General features: G+C 70.1%; 3 protein-coding genes and 1 pseudogene. All 4 read right to left on the minus strand.

The genetic code is table 11. The features are described from left to right. Positions 1-69: 69 nt before the first annotated feature. A pseudogene (locus tag IM733_RS08885) lies at positions 70-6,426 on the minus strand (amino acid adenylation domain-containing protein); the annotation flags it as partial. Positions 6,427-6,440: 14 nt separating this feature from the next. Beyond that, positions 6,441-14,273: a non-ribosomal peptide synthetase gene (locus tag IM733_RS08890; protein ID WP_248920520.1), complete on the minus strand. Its 7,833-nt coding sequence runs from the start codon at positions 14,271-14,273 to the stop codon at positions 6,441-6,443. After that, positions 14,270-17,314, minus strand: a complete 3,045-nt coding sequence (locus IM733_RS08895) for a non-ribosomal peptide synthetase (RefSeq protein WP_248920521.1) — start codon at positions 17,312-17,314, stop codon at positions 14,270-14,272. The genes IM733_RS08890 and IM733_RS08895 overlap by 4 nt, the downstream gene beginning before the upstream one ends. Beyond that, positions 17,311-18,387, minus strand: a complete 1,077-nt coding sequence (locus tag IM733_RS08900; protein WP_248920522.1) for a TauD/TfdA family dioxygenase — start codon at positions 18,385-18,387, stop codon at positions 17,311-17,313. The genes IM733_RS08895 and IM733_RS08900 overlap by 4 nt, the downstream gene beginning before the upstream one ends. Between the last annotated feature and the right edge of the window lie 14 nt (positions 18,388-18,401).

The raw sequence follows: 18,401 nt of genomic DNA on the forward strand, positions 1-18,401 counted from the left end.
CTGCGCCACCCGCAGGCCGGCGCCGTCCAGGCTGGCCACCGCCGCCAGGCCCTGCACCGTCTGGTGCTGGAACAGCTGCTTGGGCGTGAAGTGGATGCCCGCCTGGCGGGCCCGGCTGACCACCTGGATCGAGATGATCGAATCACCGCCCAGCTCGAAGAAGTTGTCCCGCACGCCGATCCGCTCGCGCTTGAGCACATCGCGCCAGATCGCCGCGATGCGTTGCTCCAGGTCGCCGGCCGGCGCCACGTAGTCGGCCTGCGCCGCTTCCAGGTCCGGCAGCGGCAGGGCCTTGCGGTCCAGCTTGCCATTGGGCGTCAGCGGCAGGCTCGGCAGTTGCAGCAGGTGCGCCGGCACCATGTACTCCGGCAGTTGCTCGCGCAGCGCCGCCTTGAGCAGGTCGCTGTCCAGCGCCGTGGCGGCCACCAGGTAGCCCACCAGTTGCTGGCCGCTGGCACCTTCCACCGCCAGCACCACCGCCTCGCGCACGCCCGGCTGGCGTTGCAGGCGCGCCTCGATCTCGCCCAGTTCGATGCGGAAACCGCGCACCTTGACCTGGTGGTCGATGCGGCCGATGTACTCCAGCTCGCCGTCCTCGCGGTAGCGGGTCAGGTCGCCGGTGCGGTACAGGCGCTCGCCGGGCGCGCCGTAAGGGTTGGGCACGAACTTCTCGGCGGTCAGCCCCGGGCGCAGCAGGTAGCCGCGGGTCAGGCCGGCGCCGGCCAGGTACAGCTCCGCCGCCACCCCCACCGGCACCGCTTGCAGCTGGTCGTCCAGCAGGTGGCCACGGCTGTTGCACAGCGGCCGGCCGATGGTGGCCTGGCCACCGGCCTGGCGCCGGCTGAAGGTCGAATAGGTGGTGTCTTCCGACGGCCCGTACAGGTCGTAGACATGCGCCAGGCTGCCCAGCCCGTACAGGCTGTCGACCAGCGTCTGCTTGAGCGGCTCGCCGGCCAGGTTGACGATGCGCACCCCGGCCGGGATGTCCCCGGCGCGCAGCAGCGCGGCAATCGCCGACGGCACCGTGTTGACCAGCCGCACTTCGTCGCGCGCCGGCAGGCTGCCCAGCTCCAGGGCGTTGCGCGCCAGGATCACGTGGCCGCCGTTGGCCAGGGTGACGAACAGCTCCCACACCGACAGGTCGAAGCACACCGAGGTCGAGGCCAGCACGCCGCGGATCGCCTCACGCTCGTACACCCCCGCCGACCAGTGCGCCAGCGCCGCCACGTTGCGGTGGGCGATGGCCACGCCCTTGGGCTGGCCGGTGGAACCGGAGGTGTAGATCACATAGGCCAGGTTGTCCGGCAGCACCCGCACCGCCGGGGCCGTGGCCGGGTAGCCGGCCAGGGCGCGGTCGTCCTCCGCCACCAGCACCGTGGCCAGCCCGTCCAGGGCCAGGCCCTCGAGCACCCCGGCCTGGGTCAGCAGCACCCGTGCCTGGCTGTCCGCGAGCATGTAGGCCAGCCGCTCCTGCGGGTAGTCCGGGTCCAGCGGCACGTAGGTGCCACCGGCCTTGAGCACCGCCAGCAGGGCCACCAGCAGTTCGGCGCTGCGCGGCATGGCCACGCCGACCCGCACTTCCGGGCCCACGCCCAGGGTCACCAGGTGCTGGGCCAGGCGGTTGGCCCGGCCTTGCAGCCAGGCGTGGTCCAGCCGTCGTTCGCCGTCGATCAGGGCCAGGGCCGTCGGCTCGCGCTCGGCCTGGCGCTCGATCAGCTGGTGCACGCAGAGGCTGTCGTCGAAGGCTTCGGCCGGTGGGTTGAAGCTGGCCAGGCGCGCCTGCTCGGCACGCTGCAGCAGGTTCAGCTCGCCGAGGGCGGTCTGCGGACGTTCGACGATCGCTTCCAGCAAGCCCAGCCAGTGGGCAGCCATGCGCTCGACCGTGGCGGCCTCGAACAGGTCGGTGGCATAGGTGAACGAGGCCGAGAGCTGGCCCGGGCTCTCATGGGTGCTCAGGGTCAGGTCGAACTGGGCGTTCTCTCCCGACCAGCCCAGGCTGCGGACCTCCAGCCCGGCCAGGCTACGCGCCGAAGGCGCGGCACCGGCATGTTCGGCCTGATGGTTGAACATCACCTGGAACAGCGGGCTGTAGCTCAGGCTGCGCTCAGGCTGCAAGGCGTCGACCAGTTGCTCGAACGGCAGGTCCTGGTGCTCCTGCGCCGCCAAGGTCGCCTGGCGCACCTGGGCCAGCAGCGCGGTGAAGCTGTCCTCGCCCTGCAGATCGGCCTGCAGCACCTGGGTGTTGACGAAGAAACCGATCAGGCGCTCGGTCTCCAGGCGGTTGCGGTTGGCGATCGGCACGCCGACCCGGATGCGCGGCTGGCCGCTGTAGCGGAACAACAGCGCCTGGTAGGCCGCCAGCAGGACCATGAACAGCGTGCTGCCCTGCTGCTCGGCCAGGGCCTTGAGGCGCTGGTGCAGCTCGGCCGCCACCGGCACCTGCAGGCGGGCGCCACGCAGGCTCTGCTGCACCGGGCGCACATGGTCGGTCGGCAGTTCCAGCACCACCGGCGCACTGCCGAGGTGGTCCTGCCAGTAGCCCAGTTGCCGCTCGCGCTCCCCGGCGTCCATCCACTGCCGCTGCCAGGCGGCGAAGTCGGCGTACTGGATCGCCAGGGCCGGCAGCTGCGCCACTTCGCCGGCGCGCGCGGCGGCGTAGCAGTGCAGCAGTTCATCGATCATCACCTGCATCGACCAGCCATCGGAAACGATATGGTGCTGGGTCACCACCAGCACATGGCGCTGCGCGTCCAGGCGCAGCAACTCGGCGCGCAGCAGCAGGTCGGCCTGCAAGTCGAACGGGCGGCCAATCACGCCACTGACGAAGGCATCGATGGCGGCCTGCTCGTCCAGGCCGGTGTCACGCTCGCGCGCCACAAGGCGCAGCCGCGCGTCCTGATGGAACACCTGAACGCAACGTCCGTCCTGCTCGGCAAACACGGTACGCAGACTTTCGTGACGGTCCAGCAGGTGCTGGAACGCTTGCTCCAGCGCGGGAATGCCCAGTTCGCCGCGCAACTGCAGGACCATCGGGATCACATAAGCCGTGCTGCGCGGTTCCAGTTGCCAGAGGAACCACTGGCGCTCCTGGGCATACGACAGCGGCAGGCCGCCGTCACGCGGCAGCACCACGATGGCGCCCTGCTCGCGGCGCTCGCCCTGCTGCAGCGCGGCCACGAAGCCTTGCAGCCGGCTGTGCTCGAACAGCACGCGCAGCGGCACCTCGATCTCCAGCGCCTGGCGCACCCGCGACACCAGCTGGGTGGCCAGCAGCGAGTGGCCACCGAGGCTGAAGAAATCATCGTCAAGACCGACCTGCTCGCAGCCGAGCAACTGCTGCCAGATCGCCGCCACGGCGCGCTGCCGGTCGTTCTCCGGCGCGCGGTAGACAGCCTGGGCCTGACGCTGGTCGAAAGCCGGCAGCGCCTTGCGGTCCAGCTTGCCGTTGGGCGACAACGGCATGCTGGCGAGGAAGATCAGGTGAGCCGGCACCATGTACTCCGGCATGCCCTGGCCCAACGCCGCCTTCAGCCCATCGGCCACGGCCCGCTGTCGCTCGGCGTCGGCGCCGGCCACCGTCGGATCGCTGGCCACCACATAGGCCAGCAGTTGCACGCCCGCGGCGCCCTGGCCGGCGATGACCACGCACTCGGACACCGCCGCCTGCTCCTGCAAGCGCGCCTCGATCTCGCCCAGTTCGATGCGCAGGCCACGGATCTTGACCTGGTGGTCGATCCGGCCGGCGTACTCGATCACGCCATCGGCGCGGTAGCGCGCCAGGTCACCGGTGCGATACAACCGGCCGTGGCCGAACGGGCTGGCGACGAAACGCTCGGCGGTCAGCCCGGGACGCTGGTGATAGCCCCGCGCCAGACCTTCGCCGCCCAGGTACAGCTCGCCCACCACGCCGACCGCCACCGGGTTGAGCCCGGCATCGAGGATATGGGTGGCCAGGTTGGCGATCGGCTGGCCGATCGGCACGCTGTGCTGGTGCTGCGCGCGGCAGGTCCAGTGGGTGACGTCGATGGCGGCTTCGGTCGGGCCGTACAGGTTGTATAGCCCCGCCTGCCCCAACCGCTCCAGCACCTGCTGCTGGGTATCCAGGGGCAGCGCCTCGCCACTGCAGATGATGCGTTTGAGGCCACGGCAGCTGTCGGCGCCCGGGTCGAGCATGAAGGCCTGGAGCATCGACGGCACGAAGTGCAAGGTGGTGATCCGCTGCTGCTGGATCAGTTCGACCAGCCGCGCCGGATCGCGGTGCTCGCCGGGACCTGCCAGCACCAGCCGGGCGCCGGTCATCAAGGGCCAGAAAAACTCCCAGACCGAGACGTCGAAGCTGAAGGGGGTCTTCTGCAGCACCGCGTCGCTGGCATCCAGGCCGTAGGCTTCCTGCATCCAGCACAGACGGTTGGTCAGCGCGCGATGGCGATTGGCCGCGCCCTTGGGCCGCCCGGTGGAGCCGGAGGTGTAGATCATGTAGGCCAGGTGTTCGCCGTCGACCGGCAAGGCCAGGTCAGTGTCATCGAGCTGGCCGACCTCCAGTGTGTCCAAAGCCAGGCAGGCCAGGCCCGCCGGTACGGGCAGGCGCGCGAGCAGGGCTTGGCTGGTCAACAGCAGGCTGACGCCGCTGTCCTCGATCATGTAGGCCAGGCGCTCCTGGGGGTATTCCGGGTCCAGCGGCACATAGGCGCCACCGGCCTTGAGCACGGCGAGCAGGCCGACGACCATCTCCACGCTGCGCTCCAGGGCGATCCCCACCAACTGGTCAGGGCCGATGCCCTGCGCCCGCAGGTGCCGCGCCAGCTGGTTGGCGCGGGCGTTGAGCTGGGCGTAGGACAGCGCGCTGTCGCCCAGGCGCAACGCCGGCGCGTCGGGCGTGCGACGCACCTGGGCCTCGATCAGGTGGTGCACCGGCTGCTCGAGCGGGTAGCCGGTGTGTGCGGTGGCGTTCCAGGTGTCCAGCATCAGCGCACGCTCGGCGTCATCGAGCATCGCCAGTTCACCGACGGCGCGCTGCGGAGCCGCGACGATGGCCCGCAGCAGGTTGCACCAGTGCCGAGCCATACGCTGCGCCGTGGCGACGTCGAACAGGTCGGTGGCATAGGTGAGGCTGGCGTTCAGGCCCTGGGCATGCTCCTCGGTGGCCAGGGCCAGGTCGACCTGGGCGGTGCTGCCTTCACGCTCGATCACTTCGGCAACCAACCCCAGGCTACCGGACGGCGCGGCTGCGGCACTGCCGCCCTGATGGTTGAACATGGCCTGGAACAGTGGGTTGTGGCTCAGCGAACGCTCCGGCGCCAAGGCCTCGACCAGTTGTTCGAACGGCAGGTCCTGGTGCGACTGGGCGCCCAGCACCCGCTCCTTGACCTGCCCGAGCAACTCGGCGAAGCCGGTGCAGGCATCGAAATGCGTACCCAGTACCTGGGTGTTGGCGAAGAAACCGACCAGCCCTTCGGTCTCGACCCGCGTGCGGTTGGCCACCGGCACGCCGACGCGAATGTCGGCCTGGCCGCTGTAGCGGTGCAGCAAGGTCTGGAACGAAGCCAGCAACAGCATGAACAGTGTCACGTTGCTGCGCTGGGCCAATTGCTTGAGCCCCGCAGCCAGTGCGCTGTCGATCTGGATGTCCAGGCGCGCCCCACGGAAACTCTGGCGCAACGGCCGTGGCCGGTCGGTGGGCAGCTCCAGCACCAGCGGCGCGCGCCCCAGTTGCGCGACCCAGTAGTCGAGTTGCCGGTCGCGCTCGCCCGCCTCCATCCACTCGCGCTGCCACAGGGCGTAGTCGGCATAGTCGATGGCCAGGGGTGCCAACGTCGGCTGCTCACCGCGACTGAAACCGGCATACAGCTGCATCAGCTCGCGCACGATGATCTGCATCGACCAGCCGTCCGAGACGATATGGTGCATGGCCAGGGCCAGCACATGCTCGTGCTCGCCGGTGCGCAGCAATGCCGCGCGCAGCAGCAGGTCGTGACGCAGGTCGAACGGCTGGCCCAGGCAGCGCTCCAGCAGCTGGCGCTCCTGGACGCCGGCGTCGACGCCCGGTTGCAGGGCCTGTACCGGCAGCGCGAAGGCTTGCGGCGGGCGAATGAACTGCAGCACCTGCTCGCCGTCTTCGACAAAGCCGGTGCGCAGCGCGGCATGCCGCGCCAGCAAGGCCTCGAAGGCGGCGCGCAGGGCGTCAGGATCGAGCACGCCCCGCAGACGCAGGGCGGTGGGAATGTTGTAGGCAGCGCTGTGTGGCTCCAGTTGCCAGAGGAACCACTGGCGCTGCTGTGCGTAGGACAATCGTAAAGGCGCCTGTGGATCGCGCTTGAAGACCGGTGCGACTCCGAAGAGGTTGATCCCCTTGTCCTTGAGCATGATGGCCAGGGCCTTCCGCTCCTTGGCCGACAACGCTCCAACCGCACCGATCAACTCTTGCACGTCCAACACTCCTCTTAGGAAATCAGCTTTTCAAGCTCTGCGCTTGATAAACGTTTGAGTGCCTCCAAAGATTTAGCCAATTCGTCTTCGACGGGCCGGGCCGCGCCGCGCAGGTCGCGCACGTGGTCACAGAACGCCTCCAGGGTGCCTGACAGGAACAGCGTCTCCAGGGTGACCTCCACCCCCAGCTGCCCACGCAGGCGCACGATGACCTGGGTCGCCAGCAACGAGTGGCCGCCCAGTTCGAAGAAGTTGTCGTCCAGCCCGACCTGCTCGGCCTGCAGCACCTGTTGCCAGATCGCCGCCACCTGCTGCTGCAGGTCGTCCTGGGGTGCCCGGTGCGTGCGTGCCGCCTGCGCCTCGGGTGCCGGCAGGGCACGGCGGTCGAGCTTGCCGTTGGGGCTGGTGGGCAAACGCTCGAGCACCATCAACCGCGCCGGCACCATGTAGCCGGGCAGCCTGGCCGCGACCCAGGCCTTGAGCACGCCCTCCTCGACCGCGCCGTCGAGCACCAGGTAGCCAACCAGCTGCGGGCCACCGGCAGCGCCGTGCACCTGCACCACCGCCTCGCGCACCTGGGCGTGCTGCAGCAGGCGCTCCTCGATCTCCGCGGGCTCGACGCGGAAACCACGGATCTTCACCTGCTGGTCGCCACGCCCGAGGTAGCACAGCGCCTGGTCGCCGTCGCGCCAGGCCAGGTCGCCGGTGCGGTAGCGGCGGCTGCCGGGCGTGCCGGCCGGGTCCGGCACGAAGCGTTCGGCGGTGAGCCCCGGCTTGCCGTAGTAACCGCGGGCCAGCAGCTCGCCGCCGATGCACACCTCGCCACGGCCATGGTCGGCCACCGGCAGGTCCTGGTCATCGACCAGGTACAGCGCACGCCCACCCAGCGCCTGGCCGATCGGCAGCACCGCCGGTGCGCTGCCAGCGGCCGCCAGCCACGGCGTGCAGTCGTGCACCGTGGCGGTGACCGCGGCCTCGGTCGGGCCGTAGGCGTTGAGCAGGGTGATCGGTCGTTGCAGTGCGCGTGCCCAGTCCTGCACGGCACTGGCCGCCATCGCCTCGCCGCCGCAGATCACCAGGCGCAGGCTGGACAACGCCTGGGCCGGCCCCTCGGCGAGATCGCGGGCGATGGTCGCCCAGTAGGCGGTGCTGAGGTTGGCCACGCTCAGGCCATGCTGGGTGACCGCCTCGACGAACGCCGTGCTGCTCCATACCGCCTGGCCACGCATGACCAGGGTGGCGCCCACCGCCAGGGTGGAGAACAGCTGCTCGACGAACGGGTCGAAGTTGAAGGTGGCGAACTGCAGCACCCGATCGCTGGCCGTCAGCCCAAGCATGTCGATGGCCGCGTCGGTGTGCCGGGCCAACACGCGGTGGCTGATCGCCACGCCCTTGGGCCGCCCGGTGGAGCCCGAGGTGAAGATCACGTAGGCAAGGCTGTCGACCAGCCCGGTCCAGGGCAGGTCGGTCTCGTCGGTGTGTTCCAATGGCGCGTCGAGGTCCAGCGCCGGCACCGGGCACGCCGCGAAGCGCCGCACCTGGTCCTGGCCGCCGAGCAACAGGCCGATGGCGCTGTCCTCGACCATCGCCAGCAAGCGCTCCTGCGGGTAGTCCGGGTCCAGCGGCACGTACCCGGCGCCGGCCTTGAGCACCGCAAGCACCGCCACCACCAGCTCGGCGCCACGTGCCAGGGAGATCCCCACCAGCGTCTCCGTGCCCACGCCACGGGCGCGCAGGGCATGTGCCAGGCGATTGGCCCGGCGGTTCAGCTCGCCGTAGCTCAGGCGCTCTTCGCCACAGATCAACGCACAGGCCTGTGGCGTACGCGCCGCCTGCGCCTGCAGGCGCAGGTGCACCGGCATCAGGTCGTTGCCCTCGTCCACGCGCAGCCGTTCCTGGGCGAGGCGTCGCGCCGCTTGTGGCGCGTCCAGCAATGCCAGCTCGCCCAGCGCCTGGGCGGGCGAGTTCGCCATGGCCAGCAGCAGGGTGCACAGCTGGTCGGCCAGTGCCTGGGCGGCGGTCCCGGACAACGCGGCCAGGTCGTGGCTGAACTGCAATTGCAGGGTCTGGCCCAGCCCGGCGGCGACGGTCAGCGGGTAGTTGGTGCGCTCATGCTGATGCACCTCGCCGAAGCGCAGCTCGCCACCGGCCTGCTCGAGGGCTTCGGCCATGGGGAAGTTCTCGAACACCAGGATATGGTCGAACAAGGCTTCGCCGCCCTGCCCGGCCCAGCGCTGGATATCGTACAGCGGCGTGTGCTCGTGCTCGCGCATGGCCAGGTTGGCCGCCTGCAACGCGCGCAGCCAGTCGCCCAAAGCCTGCGCAGGCGACGGGCTGGCGACCATGGGCAGGGTGTTGATGAACAGGCCGATCTGTTGCTCGATGCCCGGCAGTTGCGCTGGGCGGCCGGCGACGGTGACCCCGAAGCACACCGTGTCCTGCCCGGTCAGGCGTTGCAGCAGCAAGGTCCAGGCGCCCTGCACCAGGGTGTTGAGCGTCACCCGCTGCTCGCGGGCAAAGGCTTCCAGGCGCCGTGTCTGCGCCACATCCAGGGCCTTGTCGAGATGGGCCATGCCTTCGTGCAACCCACCCTGCCCGACCAGGCTGTCGAGCAGCCGGGTCGGCGCCTGCAACGGCGCCAGTTGTCCGAGCCAGTAGGCCTCGGCCGCAGCCGGGTCCTGGGCCTGGAGCCAGCGGATGTATTCACGGTACGGCTGCGTCGCCTGCAGCGGTGCCTGGCCGTGGTAGCGCTGCATCACCTCGCCCATCACCTGGGCGCTGCTCCAGCCGTCCATGAGGATGTGGTGATGGGTGTAGACCAGCACATGCCTTGCCTCGTCGGTGCGTACCAGGCGCAGGCGCAGCAGCGGCGCGCGACGCAGGTCGAACGCCGTGGCCCGTTGCTCGGCGCACAAGGCCTGGAGCGCGGCGTCCAGGTCCGCGCGCCCGCGCCAGTCGAGCACCAGCAGGTCGAGCGCCGCCTCGCGCTGGACCACCTGCAACGGCTGCACTTGCTGATCGCCCCAGAGGAAGCCGCTGCGCAGGATATCGTGGGCCTGCACGGTGCGTTCCCAGGCCTGGCGCAAGCGTTCGACATCCAGCCCCTCGACCGCCACGTGCAACTGGTTGATGTAGGCACCGCTCTGGGCCTGGTACAGCGAATGGAACAGCATGCCTTGCTGCATCGGCGACAACGGATACAGGTCGACGACCTCGCGCGGGTTCAGCGGCAAGGCATCCAGGGCCGCCTGGTCGAGCCCGGCCAGCGGCACATCGGATGGCGTCAGCGCGCCTTCGCGGGTGTCCAGGCAGTGGCTGACCAGGCGCGCCAGCGCCTCGGCGTAGGCATCGGCCAGGCCCTGGATCTCGCTTGGGTCGAACATGCGCGTGCTGAAGGTCCACTCCAGTGCCAGCACCCCTTGGTAGACCTGGCCACTGACAGTCAACCAATTGCCCAGGGCCGCCGCCGGGTCACGCTCGGCGCCCTTGTCCTCGGGTGCCGGGCGCAACAAGGCGTCCTCGGCGAACGTGCCGTCGACCTGGCCGAGGTAGTTGAAGGTGATGCGCGGCGTCTGCCGCGCTTGTAGGCGTTCGCGGTCGGCACTGTCGCCCAGGTACTTGAGGGCGGCAAAGCCCAGGCCGCGCCCCGGTACCGCGCGCAGTTGCTCCTTGACCTGCTTGATCGCGACGGCCGGGTCCGCCGCCGCCGACAGGCGCACCGGGAACAGGCTGGTGAACCAACCCAGGGTGCGCGACAGGTCCAGCCCGTCGCCCAGGTCCTCGCGGCCGTGGCCTTCGAGCTGAAGGCTCACCGACGCCTGCCCGGTCCAGCGGCAGAGTACGCAGGCCAGGGCCGTGAGCAGCAGGTCGTTGACCTGGGTGCGGTAAGCGGCCGCGGCGCGTTGCAACAGGTCGGCGGTCACGTCGGCGGCGAGGCGCGTGGTGGCTACGCCACGATCACGGCTGAACGCCGGCCCTTCATTCAACATGCCGGGCAAGCGTTCGCCTGGCGCCGGCAGTTGCGCCAGCCAGTAGTCCAATGTGGCCCGCTGCGGCTCGGCCCTGGCCCATTCGGCCAGCGCGGCGCCCCATTGCTGCACCGAGGCACCCCGCGCCGGCAACGTCGCGACGCGCCCTTCGCCCAAGGCCTCGTAGCAGGCCTGCAGGTCTTCCAGCAGGACGCGCCAGGACACGCCGTCGACCACCAGGTGGTGGGCGCAGAGCAGCAGGCGCTGGCTGCCATCGGCCAGGGTCGCCAACACGCCGCGCACCACATCACCCCGGGCCAGGTCAAAGCTGCGTTGGGCCTGTTCGAGTAGCGCCTGCAGCTCATCGGCAGCGGCACACTCGCGCGGCCACAACAACGCCGCCACGGGCTGGTCGGCCGGACCAAGGTCGGCCTGCCAGCCTTCGGCGCCCTGGCTGAAACGGCTGCGCAAGGCATCGTGGTGGCGCCACAGCTGCTCCAGCGCCCTGCCCAGCCGCTCACCATCCAAGGGCTGGCGGGGCTGCAGCAGCAGCGACTGGTTCCAGTGCTCGGGCGCCACCGGGGCGGCCGCGAAGAAGGCCTGCTGGATCGGCAAGAGGACACAGGGGCCTTCGACGGGGCCCTGCTCGACCACCTGCCGCGCCTGGTCGAACCGGGCATGGGCGGCAAGGCTGCGCACCGTCTGGTGCTCGAACACATCGCGGGCGCTGAAGTCGATGCCCGCCGCGCGGGCGCGGCTGACCAGCTGGATGGCCACGATCGAATCGCCGCCCAGCTCGAAGAAGTTGTCCTCCAGGCCGATCTGGCCACGGCGCAGGATGCCCTCCCACAGTTGGACGATGCGCTGTTCGCGGGCGTTGCCCTGGTCAGCTTCACCGGCCACGGCCCTCGCCTGCGGCAACGGCAAGGCGCGGCGGTCGAGCTTGCCGTTGGCGGTCAGCGGCAGCGCCGCCAGTGCCAGCACATGGGCCGGCACCTGGTGCGCCGAGACGCGCTCGCGCAGGAACGCCTTGAGCGCATCGGCAGCCACCACTTCGGCGCCCTTGGCCACCACATAGGCAACCAGTTGCAGGCCGTTGGCGCCGGGCTGGCCGAGCACCACGCACTCACCCACCGCAGGATGGGCGAGCAGTTGGCGTTCGATTTCGCCGGGCTCGACCCGGTAGCCGCGAATCTTCAGTTGCTGGTCGGCGCGGCCCTGGTAGCGCAAGGCGCCGTCGGCATACTGGCGCACGCGGTCGCCGGTGCGGTACAGGCGCTGCCCGGCCGCGCCGAACGGGTCGGGCACGAAACGCTCGGCGGTCAGCCCCGGCTGGCCCAGGTAGCCCCGGGCCAGGCCGGCACCACCGATGTACAGCTCGCCCTGGCCACCGACCGGCGCCGCATTCAAGGCGGCATCGAGCACATGGGCACGCAGGTTGGGCAACGGCGCGCCCAGGGGCGGCGCGACCCGCACATCGTCGAGCTGGCAGGTGAAGGCCCCGACCGTGGTTTCGGTCGGGCCGTAATGGTTGGCCAGGCGGCACTGCGGCGCCAGGGCCCGGATGCGTTGCAGCAAGGCGGGCGGGCTAGCCTCGCCGCCGAGTACCAGGCAGCGGCGCGGCAGCACGGCGGCATTGTCGCCGGCCAGCAGCGCGCCCAGGTGCGAAGGTACGATCTTCAGCGCGTCGACGGCATGTTCGCGCATGTACGCGGCGAATGCTTGCCCGTCGACCGCCGTGTCGGCGTCCACCAGGTGCAGGGTACGGCCCGTCGCCAGGGCGCCGAACAACACGGTGTGGCCGAGGTCGGCCGCCAGGGTCGAAACCAGCGCCATGCTGCGCACGTCGGCCAGCGGCAGGCGTTGTTCGATGCCGTCGAGGTAGTTGGCCAGGGCACCGTGGCCCACACCCACCGCCTTAGGCCGCCCGGTGGAGCCTGAGGTGAAGATCACATAGGCCAGGTCGTCGCCGAACACGTCGATGGCCGGAGCTGCCTCGGTGCGCTCCGAGGCTTGCAGGGCATCGTCCAGCAGGCAGGTGGCGACACCGTCGAAACCGCTGAAGCGTGCGAGCTGGTCAGCGGGTGCCAAGACCAGTTGCGCGCCGCTGTCTTCGAGCATCTGGCCCAGGCGTTCACGCGGGAACTGTGGGTCGAGGGCCACGTAGCAGGCGCCGGCCTTGAGCACGGCGAGCAGGCCGACCAGGGTTTCCAGGCGGCGCTCGGCGCTCAACGCCACCCGCGAACGGGGCGTTACACCGCGCTCGATCAAGCGCGCGGCCAAGTGATTGGCACGGGCGTCGAGGGCGGCATAGCTCAGCGAGCGCGGGCCGTCGACCAGTGCCAGGCGCTCGGGGTGCGCCGCGGCCTGGGCCGCGAAACGCTGGTGCAGCCAGGTGCTGGCTGCGGTTGCCGGCTCGGCCTGGGCGGGCACGATCGGCACTTCGAGGCGCAGCGCCTCGATGGCCTGGCCGGGCTCGGCCAGGGCCTGTTCCAGCAACCGCGCCCAGTGCTGGCCAAGGCGCTCGATGGTGGCGGCCTCGAACAGGTCGCAGGCGTACAGCCACGATGCCTTGAGTTGTTCGCCCTGCTCCTCGGTGCTCAGGGTCAGGTCGAAACGGGCGAACTCGGTGGTCAGCTCCAGCGGCGCCAGTTCGACGCCGGGCAGTTGCCAGCTCACCGCTTCGCCACGGCTTGCCTGGTGATTGAACAGCACCTGGAACAGCGGCGTGCGGTCGAGGCTGCGCTGCGGTTGCAGGGCATCGACCAGGTGTTCGAACGGCAGGTCCTGGTTGGCCTGGGCCTCCATCACCCGCTGGCGCACCTGGGCCAGTACCGCGCTGAAGGGCTGGCGGCCATCCAGCTCGACCTGCAGCACCTGGGTGTTGACGAAGAAGCCGATCAGCGCCTCGACTTCGGCGCGGGTGCGGTTGGCCACCGGCGTGCCGACCCGCACCACCTCGCTGCCGCTGTAGCGCAACAGCAGTACCTGCAAGCTGGCCAGCAGCACCATGAACGGCGTGCAGCCATGCTCGGCGGCGACCCGGCGCAGCGACGCGCCCAGGCCATCGGGCAAGGCCACGGCCAGCCGCGCGCCCTGCTGGCCACGGCGCGCCGGGCGTGGGTGATCGAACGGCAGCTCCAGCGCGTCGTCCGCCGCGCCCAGGCGCTCACGCCAGTAGCCCAGCTGGCGCTCGGCCTCGCCGGCCTCCAGCCACAGGCGCTGCCAACGGGCGTGGTCGGCGTACTGGATAGCCAGCGGTGCGACGTCGGCCTGGCTCTGGTAGTGCCCCAGCACCTCATTGACCAGGATTGGCATCGACCAGGCGTCGGTGACGATGTGGTGGGTGCAGAACACCAGCACCCACTCCGCCTCGCCGGTGCGCAGCAGGCTGGCGCGCAGCAACAGGTCGCGCTCCAGGTCGAACGGCCGTGCCGAGCGCTCGGCGATGGCCTCCTGCAAGTGCTGGGCGCCGGCCTGGCGCAGGTCCTGCTCGTCCACCTCGACATCGCGCAGGCCATGGATCACCTGCAGCACGCGCTGCTCGTCCTGGCGGAAGTTGGTGCGCAACGCTTCGTGGCGCGCCACCAGCGCCCGCAGGCTGCGTGCCAGGCGCTGGCGGTCGAAGTCACCGCGCACGCGCAGCAACGCCGGCTGGTTGTAGGCGCTGGACTGCGGGTCGAGCTGCCACAGCAGCCACAGGCGCTGCTGGGCGAACGACGCCTGCACCGGCTGGTCGTCCTCGCGTGCCGGGATCGGCAGCAAGTCGAACGACAACCCCTGTTCACGCATGCGCCCTTGCAGCGCCTTCTGCTCCTGCGGGGCCAGGGCGGCGAAGCGCCTGGCCAGGGCCTGCATGCGGTCGGACAGCTGGGTCATACGTCCTCCACCGCATCGAACAGCGCTTCCAGGGCATCGGCCTTGGCGTCGCTGGCGCCGGAGCCGCGGTGTCGCTCGACCTGCTCGGCCAGCAAGGCCACGGTCTCGCCCTCGAAGAACACCCGCAGCGGCAGGTCCAGGTTCAACTGCGCCTGCACGTGCGAACGGATGCGCGTGGCCAGCAGCGAGTGGCCGCCCAGGGCGAAGAAGTTGTCGTGCACACCGACCCGCTCCAGTTGCAGGGCCTCCTGCCAGATCTGCGCCAGGGTCGCTTCCAGTTCGTTACGCGGTGCCTGGTACTCGCGGCTCTCGGCCTGCACGGCAGCCAGCGCGTTGCGGTCGAGCTTGCCGTTGGGGGTCAGCGGCAAGCGCTCGAGCGCCCGCAGGTAGGCCGGCACCATGTACTCCGGCAGCTGTTCGCGCAGGCGCTCCAACAGCTGGATCTCCACGCCACCCGCGGCAGTTTCGGCCAGCACCACGAACGCCGCCAGTTGGGCGCCGCCACCGGTCTGGCGCACGACGACCGCCGCCTCGCGCACATCCGGCAACTGCGCCAGGCGCGCCTCGATCTCGCCCAATTCAACGCGGAAACCGCGCAGCTTGAGCTGGTAATCCAGGCGCCCGAGGTAGTCCAGGGTCGCGTCGGTGCCCGGGCTGACCCGGTCGCCAGTGCGGTACAGGCGCTCGCCCGGGGTGCGGGCGAACGGGTCGGGCACGAAGCGGCTGGCGGTCAGGCTGGGCCGCTGCAGGTAGCCCCGGGCCAGGCCCGGGCCGCCGACGAACAGCTCGCCTTCACGGCCGAAGCCGGCCAGTTCGCCGTCGCGGTCCAGCACCCGCAGGCGCGCGCCGGCAATGGCGCCGCCGATCGAGATACGCGCGTGGGGCGGTTGCGGCTCCACGGCATGGGCCGAGCACCATACCGCGCTCTCCGACGGCCCGTATTCGTTGACCAGCAAGGTCTGCGGCAGACGCTGGCAATGGGCGGCCGGCAGGTCCACCGGGCAGGCTTCGCCGGCCACGATCACACAGGCCAGCTCGGGCTGGCGCAGGTGTTCGAGGATCTGCGCGTAGAACGACGGCAAGGCCAGGAAGTGGCTGATCGCCTCGCCTTCGACCAGTGCCGCCAGGCGCGCCGGGTCCTTGTGCGCCTCCTCTTCGGGCAGGTACAGCGTGCCGCCCTGCCCCAGGGTCCAGAAGATCCCGGCCACGGAACTGTCGAAGGAGAACGACGACAGCATCAGGAAGCGCCGCAGCGGCGCCTGGTAGAACGCCGCCCGGGCACGGGTCGAGGCGCAGGCGTTGGCATGGCTGATCATCACGCCCTTGGGCTTGCCGGTGGAGCCGGAGGTGTAGATCACGTAGGCCAGGTTAGCGGCGCTGATGGGCGCGTGCGGCGCCTCGGCCTGGGCGGGTGGCAGGCCGCCTTCCAGGGCCAGGCGCTCGACGCCGTCGGCCACTTCGATGCCTTCGGCCAGCGATCGCAAGGTGATCAGGCAGTGGGCCTTGGCGTCGTGAAGCATGAACGACAGGCGATCGGCCGGGTAGCTGGGGTCCAGCGGCAGGTAGGCGCCGCCGGCCTTGAGGATGGCCAGCAGGGTGACGACGATTTCCACCGAACGCTCGCCATACACCGCTACCACGCTGTCGGCACAGACGCCGCGCTGGCGCAGGACGGCGGCCAGGCCATTGGCGCGCTGGTCGAGGGTGGCGTAGTCGAGGGTCTGCTCGCCCACCTGCAGGGCGATGTGCTGCGGCAGCTTGGCCGCAGCCTGCTCGAACAGGCCGTGCAGGGTCTGGCCTGGCACGCTATCCAGCGCATCGGTGCGGTCGAAGCACGCGAGTAATTGCGCCTGCTGTGCAGCGTCGACCGTGGCCAGGCGCGCCAGGGGTTGGTCGAGGTCCTTGGCCAATGCGCCGGCGAAGGTGTCGAACTGCGCCAGCCAGGCCGCCAGTTGCTCGACGGCGTAGCGGCCGGCCGGGCTGGACAGGCGCAACAACTGACCATCGCACCGCAACAGCAGCTTCTGCGCGCGCGGGCTGTCCAGTTCCAGCTGTACACGGTTGTCCGGCGCGGGGTCACGCAGACCGCAGGCATAGGCCGGCACGGCGGCTTCGCCAAGGTCGGCCTCGTCGAGGCAATCCAGCCAGGCACGGGCCTGGCTCAGTTGCCCTGCCAGGCCGGGCAATTGCTCGCCCAGGCCACGGGTGCTGTCGAAATTCAGTACCAGCGGCAGTTGCCGGGCGAAATGCCCCAGCGTCTGTTCGAGCTGTTCATTACGGCCATCGACCTCCAGCCCCAGCACCAGCCCGGGTTGCTGCCCCAGTTCGGCGAGGAACGCGCCCCACAGCAGGGCCAGGGCGTCTTCGCGCTCGACCTGCGCGGCCGCGACCAGCGCGTCCAGGGCGGCTGCCACGCCGTGACCTGCCTGCTCGGCCACCGGCACTTGCGCACCCGCCTGGCGCCGCTCGAACGGCAGCGGCAACGGCTGCGCCAGGTTGCTCAGCAGGCCGCGCCAGAAGGCCCGGCCTTCCAGGCCGATGGCCTCCTGCGCCAGGTCACCTTGCCAGGCGGCATAGTCGGCATACTGCAAGGCATCGAAGGGTTCCAGCGACGCGCCGCGCAACAGCTGCCCGAGCTCGTCGGCCAGTTGCCGCAGGGCCTGTTCGTCGGCGCTGGCCAGGGCCACGCCGAGCAACAACTGACCGGGGCACAGCGCGGCGACCAGCGGGTACTGCGCCAAACCCTGGGCCAGCCGATCGCGGGCCTGCTCCAGGGTATCGACCGCCAGCACCTGCAGGCTGGCCTGCGGGTGAATCTCCTGGGCTGGCAGCTTCAGGCCAGGCACCTGCACATAGCGGGTACGCAGCACCTCGTGGCGCTCGCACAGGGTGCGCAGGGCCTGCTCCAAGGTCAGCAGGTTCAGCCCGGCGGGGGTTTCCATCAGCAGCCTGGCGGCCAGTGGCTGGCCCTGCTCGGCCTGGAGCACCAGCACTTGTTGCGCCGAGGCCTGGAAGATTTCTGCGGGGGTGCTGGCGGTCATGCTTGGACTCCTTGGCCCAGTGCCACTTCATGGCTCTTCAGCGGAATAGCCATGGCGGTGAGGATTTTTCGCGGCCCGGTGTAACCGTTGCGCGCGTGGATGGTGAGGATGTTGTCGAGGATCACCACGTCGCCCTTCTGCCAGGGGAACTCGACCATGACGTCGCGGTAGATCTGCTGCAGGTGGCGGATATGCGCCTCGGGGATCGGGCTGCCGTCGCCGTAGAAGGTGTTCTGCGGCAGGTCGTCGTCGGCGAATTCGGCGCGCAGGCTGTCGCGGATGCTTTCCGGCAGGGTCAGGGCGTTGAAGAAGGTGGCATGGTTGAACCACACCACTTCGCCGGTGCGCGGGTGGCGCACCATGGCCGGGCCTTTCTGCCGCGTGCGCAGGCGGTTGCCGGGCTTCCACTGCGGGGTGATGCCGATCTTCGCGCAGTAGGCCTCGACCTCGGCGCGGTCCTCGGTCTGGAACACGGTCTGCCACGGCAGGCCCATGCCGTCGCCATAGTTGCGCACGTAGAGCACCCCGCCCTTGCGTTCGAACGCCTCGCGCACCTCGGGGTCGATGCGCGGCAGGATCAGCCGGGTATCGCCGAACGGCGTCTCGCCGCCAGTGGGCGACGGCAGGTCACAGTAGAAGTACAGGTGCAGCGGGAACACCGGCGAGTAGGAGTGCTCGTTGTGCGGAAAGATCCGCTCGGCAGACGGGTAGTCGGTGGAGCTGTAGACGTTCAGCGAGCGGGTGATCTGGGTCCGTGGCGAGGCGCGGAACAGGTACTCCAGGGCGCCGCCGGAGATCGCGTCGACGCACTGGTTGAACTCGTTGATGTCCTGCACCGCGAAGCCCCGGAACAGGAGGGTGGCGTGCTGGTCGAGCTTGCGCTCGATCAGTTCGCGGTTCTGCCCGGCCCACTGCGCCAGGCCCACGCCCGGCACCTTCGGCGTGCACAGCAACGGCAGGCTGCTGCCTTCGAACATCGGCGAGAATTCCACCAGGCTGTCCTGGTCCACGCTCAGACTCTTGCGCCGCCCCTTGGCCAGCATCGGTATGGCTTGCGCCTCGCTCTTGGACATTTCCCTCTCCCGTT

Origin of the sequence: Pseudomonas entomophila (assembly GCF_023277925.1) — a bacterium.
Taxonomy (GTDB): domain Bacteria; phylum Pseudomonadota; class Gammaproteobacteria; order Pseudomonadales; family Pseudomonadaceae; genus Aquipseudomonas; species Aquipseudomonas entomophila_D.